Consider the following 13,445-nt stretch of genomic DNA (forward strand, 5'->3'; position numbering starts at 1 on the left):
CTCTAAGGGATAGCGGAGTAGTGTTTACTCCAGTAAAAATCTCGTTGGCGTTTTAAACACGATGGGAAAATTTACAAAAAATAACTTTTTAAATACTTTTAATAAGATTAAAGAGTTTTTTAGACATGGGGGTTTTGTATGTTTTTAGAAGCATTAGGAACGAAGACTTTAAGAACAAAACCGAAAAATTGTTTTACATTGTTCAAGGCGTGGGATCGAGCATGCTAGTAACATGGATCAGTTACGAAATTACAGATTATTTTTTTAATTTGCCGACTAGTTTGTGCGTAGCGATTAGTGGAGGCGTTGGGTATTTAGGAGCGGAGAGCATAAGCGCTTTAGCGTTGGATAGCTTAAAAAAAAGGTTGTAAAATGGATTTGACAAATTTAGAAAACGCTTTAAATAATGGCAATTTCAAAGAGCAGGTTTATAGCAGTTTAGAGGGCGTGTATAAAATTTCTAAGGTTTTAAACCAATTAGATCTATTAAAAAACTTTAGCGATCACGATTTAGAAATAGTAGGAAAAATCCAAGAGATTAAAACCGCACTAGCAGGCTATGAGACAAGCGAACAAGAACTAAAGGCTAAAATTAACGCTTTAGTGAATAGTTTAGAAGCCAAAAAACAAGAATTAGAAGCCTTATTGAATACACAATTACAAAGCACGATAACAAGCGAAACACAAAAGCTAACACAAGCAGGAAGCGAATTAAAAACGCAACTTATCGCTGAACTCACAGAAGCTAAAAATACACTAGCGCAAAGCTTGAAACCACAAATACAAGGCGTAACGAAGTTTTTAGGGTTTTATGTTTATGGGAGGCAAAGCTTTTTCAAAAATGAAAGCGATGAGTTTATAGAATTGTTTGAGTTTGCTAGTATCCATTTACAAGCGAATAAAAGCTATATTGTGCAATTTAGCATGCCTTATGAATTAAGCACGGACGGGATTTATAGCGAGAGAATGGGCGAAATGGTGTTATGCTTGAAAGCTAATTCTAAAGTGTATCCGATCCTAAATAGCTTTTATCAAAACAAAACCACTAATTTGAACGCTGAGAATAAAATCATAGACACTTATAGAACTGCAAGCGTTTTTGAAACGCCAAGCGTTCAAGCGGATTACAAAATAGCGGTATTTGCTAGGAAACATAAAGATTTATGGGTGAATGTGAATTATACCGCTAACACGGATGGGCTTCAACCTAGCTTTTTAAATAATGCGAGGTTTAGAGATTTAACCACGCAAAGCATAGCGACAACCTATAATAACGACTGGGTGTTTTATAAGCATTCTCAAGCGATCGTTTATGAAATTCTTCAATGAAGCTTTTATTTTTAGCGTTGGTTTTGGGTGTTAGCTTCACTGCATGCACTAAAAAGGTGATTTATAGAGAGATGAAAGTGCCGATTAAGTGCGATATTGAACTACCGACAAGACCTAGCGAGCATTTAGAAGCTTTAGAATACTTGCGAGCGTTACTGATTTACACGGAGACGCTAGAAAACGATTTAAAGTTTTGCACTAAACATAACCCTTGAAATAAAGCCTTGATTTTGATTAAATACAAGGAAACTAGAGGAAGTCAATGTATTTAGTATTATTAGAAAGAAAACACGATTTAAGACCGCTAGTAAGGAAAGACAAGAAAGAAAGCGGCATGTTAGGAGAGTTTAGAGTGTTTGAAAGCACGCACGATCAAGGCATAAGCGATAAAGCGATCCTAAAACACTATGAAAAAGAAAAAGCCTTATTCAGTTGCTTTTCATTAGAAAACAGCGGAGAGCCAACAGACACGCCCAATTTAGATAAGCCGATCGTGGCTAGAGATTACGAATTAGAGTAGAGCGATACGAGTTGCACAGTGCCTAAAGAATACCAAAATAAAAAATGTGATAACAAACGCCATGAAGTGTTACAGCTAGTAGATCCTAATAATAAGGATTTCAAAAACAGAAAAATTTTAATCCATGTAGGAAACAGCGCACATGATACTTTAGGGTGTGTTTTGTTAGGAATGCAACACGATGAAGAAATGATTTATAAAAGCAGTGAAGCGGTAAAAAAGTTTTTTGATTTAGTCAAAAACAAGGGCGTTAATAATTTTTTGTTTAAAGTGATTGATAAGGTTTAAAATGGATACAGCACGATTTATAAGAAATTTTGTTTTATTCAAAGAAGCCTTACAAAAACAAAATTTCAATAACAAAGACTTGAACACCACGAGCATGCAAGCAGCCTTACAAAGCGAGCAGTTAGCTTTAAATGAAGAAGCGCAAGGCTTACAGAGCGAACAGGTTAGAGCAAAAATGCAAATAGACTTTTTAGGGATGCAAGCGAATTTACAAAATGCCAAAGCCGAAACCTTAAACAAGCTAATCCAATGCCAAGCGATGCTAAAAAGCCTAAAAGATAACGCTATGATCAACCGCGCGAACGCATTAGTAAGCTTACTACAAGTCCAAGCGAATGCAGCTAATGGGATCATAGCGAGCAATTTTGAAGCAGCGTTTAAAATCATCGCACAGATCGGAAGTGAATACAATCAAATCACACTAAACAACGGGAGCGTGAGCGTGCAAGAAAAAGAACAAACGAACGAACTCAAAACAATATTAAATAATTTGAGCAAGGAATTAGAGAAGTTAAACGAACAAAGCGAGGTCAATTCTATACAGGTTTTTAGCGATAAGTTAGAAGTGTTAAAAGACGCGCCGATCAAGTTATGGGGTTTTAGCACTTTGTCTAATGCTGAAGAGGGATTTTATAATGAAGCTAATGAACCAATAGCAAGCGGTAGCGTGTGTTTGTTTAGAAGTGATAAAGTAGGAAAACATACCATCACCTTTAAAGCGAACAACGGTAAAACGAGCTTAAGTAAAAATATCACTATCAGCGTGATAGCGAACAAACTCAAAGAAAGGATTAACTAAATGGCTTATTTTGAAAGCATTACCGCAGGCAGGGGCGGATTAGATAGTTTTAATCAAGCGTTGAATAACCAACGGTTCGCTAACTTACTACTGAATGAAAGCATGGGCAATTTTGCGAACACGATCGCTAATGCAGGAAGCCTTTTTGATAACGCTAAAATCAGAGAAGAAGCCTTGAAGTATCAAAGAATGCGGGATTTAGCGAGCGATAAGCAGAGAGCGGAAGCGTTTGACTTGCAAAAAAGACAAGCCGAACAAAGCATGGATTTTGCTAAAAGACAACAGCGCATGAATGAAGAAAGACACAGGCAGGAAAAAATACTAAACGATCACAGAGCCAAAGCGATGCAACAAGAAAACCGACTAAACGAATATCAATTCAAGTGGCTAATGAAAGAAACGCCAAGCGCTAAAGCGAGCGTAGGATTAGGTAATGAAGCTAAACCAATGCCAACAACGCCAACACAAAACACGCTACCAACACAAAACACGCCAATAACGCCAAAGCCTAAAACCATCACTAAAGAAGAATTAAAGCAATACATTAACTCTAATCCTTTTTTTAGATACTAATGCCTTATGATTTGATTTTTAAGGTTTTTAGGGGGGTTATGCCTTATATTATTATCGTTTTATTGTTAATTTTTAATAGTAATTTAAAAGTTAGATTAGCGTTAGCAGAAGAAAGGCTAAACGACAACGAAGCGCATTTGATCAAACAAAATGAAACGATCCAAGCGCTAGAATTAGAAAGCCAACAATACAAGACTAACAAGCTTTTAGAAACTACCAAGATTAAAGACAAATACCACAAAATCATTATTAAAGACAACACATGCGAAGCGAAGTTGCAAAGCTATGAAGCCCTAATAAACGCATTTAGAAAAAAATAACCCTTGAAATAGCTTTGAACTATTTGTAAAATTTGTCAAAATAGCAAGGAGTTAAAAAATGAAACTCTACAATAAGATGCAAGAACTCATTAACGAAAGCGAAACGCTCAAACAAAAAAATAATGAAGTGTTAAGATTAGCGAAAAACGAATTAAGCGAGCTAGTCAAAAATAAATCTGATGAAAATCTAGAAAGCTTAAAAAACACCTTTCAGGGCTATTTAGATGGTCAATTAGTGGAGATGCCTTTAATCGTAAAAAAAAATGTTAAGGAGCTTGTCAATAAAGAAGAATTAACGCAAGAAACAAAAAACGAACTAATAAGCCAATTTGACAAGCAAGCGATCACAAACGCTTTAAAGCAAGAATTAAAAAACGAGATTAAGAGCGAACTAAATAGCATTTTAGACAATAGCGAGCTACAAGGCGAACTGAAACAGGCTAAAAATGAAATTGTGAGCGAAACCACGAACGGGGCTATAAACGCATTAACGAGTAAGATTTTAGGGATTTTAGAAAGCAAGTTAAACGCTATCACCGAAAGCGTGATCAAGAATTTAGACTTTAGTTTTTTAGCAGCGCAACCGAAAGCCTTTTATAGCGTGATCAATCAAAATCTAAAAGAAATGTTTTTAAAAGAGCTTGAAAGCGAGTTTTTACAAAATTTTGTTAAAGAAAGCATTGATAACGCTTTAAACGAAGCCGAGAAACTCAAAGCGTTAAAAATAGCGGAATTAAAAGCGTTATGTTACTTGCAGGTAACGCTTGAAAGCCATAAGGTGCAATTATTGCAAAATGCCTTAATGATTGAAGCCGATATTTTAAACAATAAGATAAAAATAGAAAATGAGATCGCTTATAATTTGAAACGAAAAGAACTCATACAAGAGGGCAAGCTAGAAGATGAAGCGTTTAAAAAATTCATTTTTAAAGTGATTTGAGAAAGGAAAAAACATGGACGAAAAATTAGAAAGTGAAATTTTTGAAGAACAACTAAACAGCCTTTATAAACCAATCAAGCAAGAGAAAAACACGCCAAGCGCTAAAGAAAGCGAGAATAAGAATAATCAAGGTTTAGCTAATCAAGGTTTAGAACAATTAGCGAGCGAAAACCTAAAAGAAGCTAATGAGCCGTCTTATCTTTCTACCGGGATCGCTTATTTGGACGATAAGATCAAAAATAGAACTATCACGGCGTTTGATTATTATATGGCTAAAAAGTTTTTAGGAATGGATCTAAATGTCAATCTAAACGGAAACCTAAACATTAAAAGCGAGAATAACACAAAAATAAAAAATCTAACGAGCGCTACAAGTAAGATTTATGACGGGCTAAAAGCTCTAAATTTGGGCGACAGGTTGATAGAAAAAGCGCAAGATAACAGCGGGATTTTTAGCGCGCTTAAGAGGTTGGCCAATGAAAAAACTAGCGGGCTTTATGGCTTAAATAGCGATGAAGCAGAGACCGTGAACGCTTTAAAAAATTATTCTTATTCCACGGCAAGGCAGATGGGCGGACAGCTCACTAATCAAAAAATCAAAGACGCGCAAGAAATGACGAAATTTGGTTTTAGAAGCAAAGAAGAAAACACCGCAAGGTTAGGAGAAAATCAAAGCCGACTTATTCAAATTTTAGAACAAGATATAAACAATTTAGAGAGTTTGGGCGGTAAAGTGCCTGAAAGCGTGATTTTAGAATTAGTGAAACATAAAAAACGCCTTGAACACATTCAAAAGAATCAAGGCAAAATTAAATTAAAAGAATACCGACAGATCACACCGAACAGCGAGCATGAACAAGATGACGGAAAATAAAAACGAAAACGAAACCATTTCACGCATGGATCTTAAAAGAATGGTTAGGGAAGCCTATGAGGATTCTTTAGCCACGCAAGGCGAGATCGCCGCTAAATTCAACATAAGCCGACAAACGCTGCACCAATGGGCGAAGCAAGGCGAATGGACAAGTAGAAAAGTTTTCAATGAAATAAGAGCAATGTATGAAACGCTAGGAATGAGCATCAGAGAATTAGCGCAAAAATATAAGATGAATGAGGATAATCTTAAATATGTTAAAACACGCCAAAACTGGCAAAAACGCAGAATCACGAAACAATTAGAACAAAAAGAAATAAAAGAGATTTTAGGCGATAAGCTAACCGAAAAAAACATGGACTTATTCTTAGACACGAAAAAAGAAGAAGTCAAAGAAACGCTAAAACAAAGCTTAGAGCATTTGAACCTCGATCCGATCGTTTTAGAAGCGATCACAGAAACCACGAGCGACGAACTCCTATTGAAAGCGATGAATACCGCTTACATTAAAAAACAGATCTTATTTTGTGCGGTAGTGGCTAGAGGTGAGCTGATTAAGATGATTAAGCGAGCGAGTTTGAGCAGTAACGAAAAGGATAGCGCTAATATTATCGTAGCGGCTGAGAAAGTTTCTAAACTTTTCATTGATGCAGGTGTTAGCTTGTTTGGAAAAGAACAAATTCAAGTAATAGAAACTAATAATAATAACAATGTCGCGCAGATGAACGTGAACGATTTGCTAGCGTTAGCTAATAGTAGCGTTGATAGTGTAAGCGGGAGCGGTGTTGATAGTGTAAGCGGGAGCGGTGTTGATAGTGTAAGCGGGAGCGAGTGAAGCCTCCCTATAGCTAAAGTTAGGGACTTTACCGGCGTTAAGGTGGTGGTAGCGTTGGCGTGGGCGGTTTGTAAATCCCGTTGCCGTGCTATAAAAGATTTTGTGAAGCCTCCCTATAGCTAAAGTTAGGGACTTTACCGGCGTTAAGGTGGTGGTAGCGTTGGCGTGGGCGGTTTGTAAATCCCGTTGCCGTGCTATAAAAGATTTTGTGAAGCCTAATATATTTCTATTTTGTGTTTTGTGGAATGTTTTTTATATGTTCTATTTTTTAAACGATTTAAAAAATAAATGTAGTTTTTGTGTGTATTTTGTATGCTACAATTTTGATTACACGCATTAGCCTTTATTTGCGTTGTGTTTAAAGGCACTTGACAAGTAAAGAAAAAAATAACTATAATTCAAGCGTTCTTTTAAAAATGTTATTTGAGACACACAAAAAGCTAAAAACCTAAAAAAGACAGATGCGAGTTTTAGGGGTTTAGGCGTGTTTTTTGGTGGTGGCGTAGTTATAGCTTATTTCATTCTTTAAGACTTAAAAAACCCTTTAGCTTTTTGCAACAAACTCGTTTTTTGCTGTTTCCTGAAATTCGTTCGTAAATGAGCCAGGAAATGGTGCCATTCATGGATTTCCATAGCAGGGATCGCTCCGGCAAAATTAGTGTTAGGGGGCAAGTCTTTACCCACCGCGCTTTTACCCCCAATTTGAGTGAATTCGCCCACATGCAAATGCCCCCCAATGCCCACTTGACCGCCAAAAACCACATTACGACCTGTGGTTGTAGAACCGCTCAAGCCCACTTGAGAAACGACGATGCTGTGCTCGCCTAAAACGCAATTATGCCCGATTTGAACCAGGTTATCAATCTTAACGCCCTCTTTAATCAAAGTCTCGCCAAACACCGCCCTATCAATCGCCGTGTTAGCGCCAATTTCTACATTTTTTTGAATCCTAACAATCCCCACATGCTCAATTTTGACATGCTCTCCTAAAGCGGTGTGCGCATAACCAAAGCCATCGCCTCCGATCACACTGCCTGCATGGATAGTAACATTGTCTTCTAAAATCGTGTTTTGATACAAGATCACACGAGGATACAAAACGCAATTTTTACCGATTTTGACCCCATCAGCGATCACCACGCCCGGATAAATCAAAGAGTTTTCGCCAATTTCTACGCCCTCTCCAATCACAACATTAGGCATGATCGTTACTTTTTTAAAATGTTTAGGCTCGCTAACGCTTTCTAGGTTTTTAAAAAAAGGGATTTTAAAGGCATGCGAAGCTTTGGCAAAGGCTAAATGCGGGTTATCCACGATTAAAGCTTGCATGTGTTTTGGCACTTTAGAAGATTCTTTTTTACGGATAAACACCGCCCCGGCTTTGGAATCTTTTAAAAGTTTAAGGTAACGCGCTTGGTCAATATAGCTAATATCATTAGGCGTAGCCTTATCTAATTCCGCTAAGGCATGCACTTCAAAGTCGTTTGAAAATTCCGTTTCAATAGAATAGGCGCTCAATAATTCGCTTAATTTCATCAATACCCCTTATTGTTCTGCAAATCCCACAATAGCGTAGCTTTATTATCTTTTTCTTCCACAGCCCCCATGCCCATGACATGATAGCCAGCATCCACAAAATGCACTTCCCCACTCACGCCACTAGACAAGCTAGAAAGCAAATACATCCCGGCATTGCCCACTTCTTCTAAACTCACATTTTTCCTTAAAGGGGCGTTGATTTCATTCCATTTTAAAATCATCCTAAAATCAGCGATCCCGCTAGAAGCGAGCGTCCTAATAGGCCCAGCCGATAGAGCATTCACTCTAATGTTATGTTTGCCTAAATCCACCGCTAAATAACGCACCGCACTCTCTAGGGCCGCTTTAGCCAACCCCATCACGTTGTAATGCGCCATGTATTTGGTGCTGCCTAAATAGCTTAAAGTCAAAACAGACGCTCCGTTATTTAATAAAGGTTTTAGAGTGTTTGTCAGCTCTATTAAAGAATAAACAGAAATTTCCATAGCAGTGTTAAACGCGCTTTTAGAAGTTTCCAACAAGCTCCCTTCTAAAGCCTCTTTAGGGGCAAAGGCCACGCTATGAACGATAAAATCCAATGAGCCTAAATCCTTTTTAACGCTATTGTATAGCACCTTGAAATGCTCTTCTTTGCTCACATCCAATTCATACACATAGGGGCTATTCAATTCCTGCGCGATAGGCCTCACGCGCTTTTCTAAGCTTTCATTCAAATAAGTGAAAGCCAAAGTAGCCCCTTGATTGAAGCAAGATTGAGCGATCCCATAAGCGATGGATTTATTGTTCGCCACCCCTACAATAAGCCCTTTTTTACCTTTTAAAAATCCCATGATTTTCCTTTATAAAAATGAAATGATTGTTTTAAAATTTTCTAATTCCCAAGACGCGCTCCCGATCAATAAGCCATCCACGCTATCAATCCCTAAAATTTCTTTAGCGTTTTGCACATTCACGCTCCCCCCATACAACAAGGGCGTTTTTTGATTTAAAATTTGCTTTAAAAAACCATGCGTGAGGTAAATGTCTTCTAAAGAAGCGCTCTTTTTTGCGCCAATCGCCCAAATAGGCTCATACGCCACCACTAAATTAGGATAATTAAGATCAATATTTTCTAATTGCTCGCTTAAAAATTCCTTTACAGCCACTAAACCCTTTTCTCTGGTTGTTAATTCTTCGCCAATACAATAGACAATTTTAAAATTTTTATTTTTAAAAAAATCAAACTTTTCTTTCAAAAAACTAGGGCTTTCCTGTAAAAGCGTCCGCCTCTCGCTATGCCCTATTAAAAGGGTGTGGATTTTGAGTTCTTCTAAATGCTTTGAAGTGATTTCACCGGTAAAAGCCCCCAAATCCTTAGGGTAAGCGTTTTGCACTCCTAAAGTGAAATGCAAAAACGAATTAGGCAATAACCCCAAAAAATCAGGGAATACAAACACTCTATCAAAATGCTGCGGTTTTAAAGTCTTTTCTAATTCTTTTAAATACGCATGGCTTTTAAAAATAGGCATAGCGGATTTAAAATTGGCCATGGCAATTTTTGTCATTGAATGATCCTTATTTTATAGGTGGTAACTATCCCTTATTATATCTAATAGCGTTTAAAAAATGTAAATTTTAAACAATAGCCCCCTTGAATTGAATTTTTTCCCAATTTAGGTTTTGTTTATAAGAAAAATTATTTCAAATGTAGTAAAATTAAGGCAGTGTTTTTGCGTCAAGCGATTTTAGGTTAAATTTGAGTTTTTAGGAGCAGTTTTTATGCAACAAGAAGAGATTATAGAGGGTTATTATGGCGCTAGCAAAGGGCTTAAAAAGAGCGGTATTTATGCCAAGCTGGATTTTTTACAGAGCGCTACGGGCTTGATTTTAGCGCTCTTTATGATAGCGCACATGTTTTTAGTCTCAAGCATCTTGATTAGCGATGAAGCCATGTATAAAGTGGCGAAATTTTTTGAAGGGAGCTTGTTTTTAAAAGCGGGCGAGCCGGCTATTGTGAGCGTGGTTGCAGCAGGGGTGATTCTTATTTTAGTCGCGCATGCTTTCTTGGCGTTGAGAAAATTCCCTATCAATTACAGGCAATACAAGGTTTTTAAAACCCATAAGCATTTGATGAAACATGGCGATACGAGTTTGTGGTTTATTCAAGCTCTCACCGGGTTTGCGATGTTTTTCTTAGCGAGTATCCACTTGTTTGTCATGCTCACAGAGCCTGAAAGCATCGGGCCTCATGGCTCAAGCTATCGTTTTGTAACGCAAAACTTTTGGCTTTTGTATATTTTCTTATTGTTTGCCGTAGAATTGCACGGCTCTATTGGGTTGTATCGCTTAGCGATTAAATGGGGGTGGTTTAAGAATGCGAGCATTCAAGGCTTGAGAAAAGTCAAATGGGCGATGAGCGTGTTTTTCATTGTTTTAGGGCTTTGCACCTATGGGGCTTACATTAAAAAAGGTTTAGAAAATAAGGACAATGGCATTAAAACCATGCAAGAAGCCATAGAAGCTGATGGGAAATTCCACAAAGAATAAGGGTAGAAAATGAAAATAACATATTGTGATGCGCTAATTATTGGAGGCGGACTGGCTGGGTTAAGGGCTAGTATCGCATGCAAACAAAAGGGTTTAAACACCATCGTTTTAAGCCTAGTGCCTGTCAGGCGTTCGCACTCTGCAGCCGCTCAAGGGGGCATGCAAGCGAGCCTTGCGAACGCTAAAAAAAGCGAAGGCGATAATGAAGATCTGCACTTTTTAGACACGGTTAAGGGGAGTGATTGGGGGTGCGATCAGCAAGTGGCTAGAATGTTTGTAACCACTGCTCCTAAAGCCATTAGGGAATTGGCCAGTTGGGGGGTGCCTTGGACTAGGATTAAAAAGGGCGATAGGCCTGCGGTCGTCAATGGTGAGCATGTTACGATTACCGAAAGAGACGACAGGCATGGTTATATTCTAAGCCGTGATTTTGGCGGCACTAAAAAATGGCGCACATGCTTTACGGCTGATGCTACAGGGCATACCATGCTTTATGCGGTCGCTAATGAAGCCTTACACCACAAAGTGGATATTCAAGACAGAAAGGACATGCTCGCTTTCATTCATCATGATAATAAATGTTATGGGGCGGTGGTAAGGGATTTGATCACAGGCGAAATTTCAGCGTATGTTTCTAAAGGCACGCTTTTAGCTACCGGAGGTTATGGGCGCGTGTATAAACACACCACTAACGCCGTGATTTGCGACGGAGCCGGGGCGGCGAGCGCCTTAGAAACCGGCGTGGCTAAATTAGGCAACATGGAAGCGGTGCAATTCCACCCTACCGCTTTAGTGCCTAGCGGGATTTTAATGACCGAAGGTTGTAGGGGCGATGGCGGGGTTTTAAGGGACAAGTTTGGCAGACGCTTCATGCCCGCTTATGAGCCGGAGAAAAAAGAGCTTGCGAGCAGAGATGTGGTCTCAAGGCGGATTTTAGAGCATATCCAAAAAGGCTATGGAGCCAAATCGCCTTATGGGGATCATGTGTGGCTGGATATTGCTATTTTAGGGCGTAACCATGTGGAAAAAAACTTAAGAGATGTGCGCGATATTGCCATGACTTTTGCGGGCATTGATCCGGCCGATAGCGAAGAGCAAACCAAAGACAACATGCAAGGAATGCCCGCAAATGAGCCTGAATACGGGCAAGCGATGGCTAAGCAAAAAGGCTGGATCCCCATAAAGCCCATGCAACACTATTCTATGGGTGGGGTTAGGACAAACCCTAAAGGCGAAACCCATTTAAAAGGTTTGTTTTGCGCAGGTGAAGCGGCATGTTGGGATTTGCATGGGTTTAACCGCTTGGGGGGAAATTCTGTGAGTGAAGCGGTGGTCGCTGGCATGATCATAGGGGATTATTTCGCGTCGCATTGTTTGGAAGCGCAAATTGAAATCAACACGCAAAAAGTTGAAGCTTTCATTAAAGAAAGCCAGGATTACATGCATTTTTTATTGCACAATGAAGGCAAGGAAGACGTGTATGAAATCAGAGAACGCATGAAAGAAGTCATGGATGAAAAGGTGGGCGTTTTTAGAGAAGGCAAAAGACTAGAAGAAGCCCTTAAAGAATTGCAAGAACTTTATGCGCGCTCCAAAAACATTTGCGTGAAAAACAAGGTTTTACACAATAACCCTGAATTAGAAGACGCTTACCGCACCAAAAAAATGCTCAAACTCGCGCTTTGCATCACTCAAGGAGCGTTACTGCGCACCGAAAGCAGAGGGGCTCACACAAGGATTGATTACCCTAAAAGAGACGATGAAAAATGGCTTAATCGGACTCTAGCGAGCTGGCCTAGCGCTGAGCAAGACATGCCCACGATTGAATACGAAGAATTAGATGTGATGAAAATGGAAATCAGCCCTGATTTTAGAGGCTATGGCAAAAAGGGCAATTTCATTCCCCACCCCAAAAAAGAAGAGCGCGACGCTAAGATTTTGAAAACGATTTTAGAATTAGAAAAGCTTGGGAAAGACAGGGTAGAAGTCCAACACGCGCTCATGCCTTTTGAGTTGCAAGAAAAATACAAGGCTAGGAATATGCGTTTAGAAGATGAGGAAGTCAGGGCTAGGGGGGAACATTTGTATTCTTTCAATGTCCATGAGTTATTAGACAAACACAACGCTAATTTAAAAGGAGAACACCATGAGTGATAATGAACGAACGATTGTAATTAGAGTGCTAAAATTTGACCCTCAAAGCGCGGTGAGTAAGCCGCATTTTAAAGAGTATCAATTGAAAGAAACGCCATCCATGACGCTCTTTATCGCTTTAAACCTCATTAGAGAGCATCAAGATCCGGATTTGAGCTTTGATTTTGTGTGTCGCGCTGGGATTTGCGGCTCTTGCGCGATGATGGTTAATGGGAGACCGAGACTGGCTTGTAAAACCCTAACTTCTAGCTTTGAAAGCGGGGTGATCACGCTGATGCCCATGCCCAGTTTTACGCTCATTAAAGATTTGAGCGTGAATACCGGCGATTGGTTTTTGGACATGACTAAAAGGGTGGAGAGTTGGGCGCATTCTAAAGAAGAAGTGGATATTACTAAGCCGGAAAAAAGGGTTGAGCCTGATGAAGCCCAAGAAGTCTTTGAACTAGACAGGTGTATTGAATGCGGGTGCTGTATCGCTTCTTGCGGGACTAAACTCATGCGCCCTAATTTCATTGGAGCTGCTGGTATGAACAGAGCCATGCGTTTCATGATTGACAGCCACGATGAAAGAAGCGATGATGATTTTTATGAGTTAGTGGGCGATGATGATGGCGTTTTTGGGTGCATGAGCCTGATTGCTTGCCATGACACTTGCCCTAAAGAATTACCCTTGCAAAGCAGTATCGCTACTTTGCGTAACCGAATGTTGAAAGTGGGTAAAAGCCGCTAATTTCTTTTTAGTGGGTCG

The 13,445-nt window shown here is 39.2% G+C and carries 14 protein-coding genes and 2 pseudogenes; 13 read left to right on the forward strand and 3 right to left on the reverse strand.

The window, feature by feature from the left end:
* Positions 1 to 119 precede the first annotated feature (119 nt).
* The 10 genes and pseudogenes from KX581_RS00005 to KX581_RS00050 all read left to right on the forward strand — a co-directional run.
* Positions 120 to 371, forward strand: a pseudogene (locus KX581_RS00005) (phage holin family protein); the annotation flags it as partial.
* A 1-nt stretch (position 372) separates the two neighbouring features.
* Positions 373 to 1,329: a coiled-coil domain-containing protein gene (locus tag KX581_RS00010; RefSeq protein WP_231175245.1), complete on the forward strand. Its 957-nt coding sequence runs from the start codon at positions 373 to 375 to the stop codon at positions 1,327 to 1,329.
* Entirely contained in the window at positions 1,326 to 1,544 is a 219-nt protein-coding gene (locus KX581_RS00015; protein WP_231175246.1) for a hypothetical protein, read from the forward strand. The genes KX581_RS00010 and KX581_RS00015 overlap by 4 nt, the downstream gene beginning before the upstream one ends.
* A 47-nt stretch (positions 1,545 to 1,591) precedes the next feature.
* Positions 1,592 to 2,137, forward strand: a pseudogene (locus tag KX581_RS00020) (DUF5675 family protein).
* A gap of 1 nt (position 2,138) precedes the next feature.
* The gene (locus KX581_RS00025; RefSeq protein ID WP_231175247.1) at positions 2,139 to 2,936 is read left to right on the forward strand and encodes a hypothetical protein; all 798 of its coding nucleotides are present in this window, start codon (positions 2,139 to 2,141) and stop codon (positions 2,934 to 2,936) included.
* Positions 2,937 to 3,509, forward strand: a complete 573-nt coding sequence (locus tag KX581_RS00030) for a hypothetical protein (protein ID WP_231175248.1) — start codon at positions 2,937 to 2,939, stop codon at positions 3,507 to 3,509.
* Entirely contained in the window at positions 3,509 to 3,829 is a 321-nt protein-coding gene (locus KX581_RS00035; protein WP_231175249.1) for a hypothetical protein, read from the forward strand. Before KX581_RS00030 ends, KX581_RS00035 begins: the two co-directional genes overlap by 1 nt.
* A 58-nt stretch (positions 3,830 to 3,887) precedes the next feature.
* Positions 3,888 to 4,769 (forward strand): hypothetical protein, encoded by an 882-nt coding sequence (locus tag KX581_RS00040; protein WP_231175250.1) that lies wholly within the window; start codon positions 3,888 to 3,890, stop codon positions 4,767 to 4,769.
* Positions 4,770 to 4,782: 13 nt separating this feature from the next.
* Positions 4,783 to 5,643, forward strand: coding sequence for a Coiled-coil domain-containing protein (locus KX581_RS00045; protein ID WP_231175251.1), 861 nt, complete (start codon positions 4,783 to 4,785; stop codon positions 5,641 to 5,643).
* The gene (locus KX581_RS00050) at positions 5,630 to 6,478 is read left to right on the forward strand and encodes a DNA-binding protein (protein ID WP_231175361.1); all 849 of its coding nucleotides are present in this window, start codon (positions 5,630 to 5,632) and stop codon (positions 6,476 to 6,478) included. The genes KX581_RS00045 and KX581_RS00050 overlap by 14 nt, the downstream gene beginning before the upstream one ends.
* Before the next feature lie 525 nt (positions 6,479 to 7,003).
* On the opposite strand, the gene lpxD is transcribed toward KX581_RS00050, so the two are convergent.
* Genes lpxD through KX581_RS00065 form a run of 3 tightly spaced genes read right to left on the reverse strand, consistent with a single transcriptional unit; the run spans position 7,004 to position 9,561 of the window.
* Positions 7,004 to 8,014 carry a UDP-3-O-(3-hydroxymyristoyl)glucosamine N-acyltransferase gene (gene lpxD / locus KX581_RS00055; RefSeq protein ID WP_231175252.1) on the reverse strand — a complete coding sequence of 337 codons (1,011 nt, stop codon included), beginning with the start codon at positions 8,012 to 8,014 and terminating at the stop codon, positions 7,004 to 7,006.
* Positions 8,014 to 8,847 (reverse strand): enoyl-ACP reductase FabI, encoded by an 834-nt coding sequence (gene fabI / locus KX581_RS00060; protein ID WP_000506232.1) that lies wholly within the window; start codon positions 8,845 to 8,847, stop codon positions 8,014 to 8,016. Before fabI ends, lpxD begins: the two co-directional genes overlap by 1 nt.
* A 9-nt stretch (positions 8,848 to 8,856) precedes the next feature.
* Positions 8,857 to 9,561: a triose-phosphate isomerase gene (locus KX581_RS00065; RefSeq protein ID WP_231175253.1), complete on the reverse strand. Its 705-nt coding sequence runs from the start codon at positions 9,559 to 9,561 to the stop codon at positions 8,857 to 8,859.
* Between the two features lie 214 nt (positions 9,562 to 9,775).
* Here KX581_RS00065 and KX581_RS00070 point away from each other — a divergent pair, with 214 nt between their 5' ends.
* From KX581_RS00070 to KX581_RS00080, 3 genes are read left to right on the forward strand one after another with little or no spacing between them, the layout of a single operon-like run.
* On the forward strand, positions 9,776 to 10,543 hold the full coding sequence (locus tag KX581_RS00070; protein WP_001183639.1) for a fumarate reductase cytochrome b subunit: 768 nt from the start codon (positions 9,776 to 9,778) through the stop codon (positions 10,541 to 10,543).
* A 9-nt stretch (positions 10,544 to 10,552) separates the two neighbouring features.
* Positions 10,553 to 12,697: a fumarate reductase flavoprotein subunit gene (locus KX581_RS00075; protein WP_231175254.1), complete on the forward strand. Its 2,145-nt coding sequence runs from the start codon at positions 10,553 to 10,555 to the stop codon at positions 12,695 to 12,697.
* Positions 12,690 to 13,427 carry a fumarate reductase iron-sulfur subunit gene (locus KX581_RS00080; protein WP_001282405.1) on the forward strand — a complete coding sequence of 246 codons (738 nt, stop codon included), beginning with the start codon at positions 12,690 to 12,692 and terminating at the stop codon, positions 13,425 to 13,427. Before KX581_RS00075 ends, KX581_RS00080 begins: the two co-directional genes overlap by 8 nt.
* The last annotated feature ends 18 nt before the right edge of the window (positions 13,428 to 13,445 follow it).

This window comes from Helicobacter pylori (genome assembly GCF_021062735.1).
Taxonomy (GTDB): domain Bacteria; phylum Campylobacterota; class Campylobacteria; order Campylobacterales; family Helicobacteraceae; genus Helicobacter; species Helicobacter pylori_DN.

Bases quoted from the DNA above. Each gene is read 5' to 3' on its own strand.
- KX581_RS00075 (WP_231175254.1), top strand. From the start codon at position 10,553: ATGAAAATAACATATTGTGATGCGCTAATTATTGGAGGCGGACTGGCT.
- KX581_RS00065 (WP_231175253.1), bottom strand. From the start codon at position 9,561: ATGACAAAAATTGCCATGGCCAATTTTAAATCCGCTATGCCTATTTTT.
- KX581_RS00045 (WP_231175251.1), top strand. From the start codon at position 4,783: ATGGACGAAAAATTAGAAAGTGAAATTTTTGAAGAACAACTAAACAGC.
- KX581_RS00015 (WP_231175246.1), top strand. From the start codon at position 1,326: ATGAAGCTTTTATTTTTAGCGTTGGTTTTGGGTGTTAGCTTCACTGCA.
- KX581_RS00025 (WP_231175247.1), top strand. From the start codon at position 2,139: ATGGATACAGCACGATTTATAAGAAATTTTGTTTTATTCAAAGAAGCC.
- fabI (WP_000506232.1), bottom strand. From the start codon at position 8,847: ATGGGATTTTTAAAAGGTAAAAAAGGGCTTATTGTAGGGGTGGCGAAC.
- KX581_RS00035 (WP_231175249.1), top strand. From the start codon at position 3,509: ATGCCTTATGATTTGATTTTTAAGGTTTTTAGGGGGGTTATGCCTTAT.
- KX581_RS00040 (WP_231175250.1), top strand. From the start codon at position 3,888: ATGAAACTCTACAATAAGATGCAAGAACTCATTAACGAAAGCGAAACG.
- KX581_RS00010 (WP_231175245.1), top strand. From the start codon at position 373: ATGGATTTGACAAATTTAGAAAACGCTTTAAATAATGGCAATTTCAAA.
- KX581_RS00080 (WP_001282405.1), top strand. From the start codon at position 12,690: ATGAGTGATAATGAACGAACGATTGTAATTAGAGTGCTAAAATTTGAC.
- lpxD (WP_231175252.1), bottom strand. From the start codon at position 8,014: ATGAAATTAAGCGAATTATTGAGCGCCTATTCTATTGAAACGGAATTT.
- KX581_RS00030 (WP_231175248.1), top strand. From the start codon at position 2,937: ATGGCTTATTTTGAAAGCATTACCGCAGGCAGGGGCGGATTAGATAGT.
- KX581_RS00050 (WP_231175361.1), top strand. From the start codon at position 5,630: ATGACGGAAAATAAAAACGAAAACGAAACCATTTCACGCATGGATCTT.
- KX581_RS00070 (WP_001183639.1), top strand. From the start codon at position 9,776: ATGCAACAAGAAGAGATTATAGAGGGTTATTATGGCGCTAGCAAAGGG.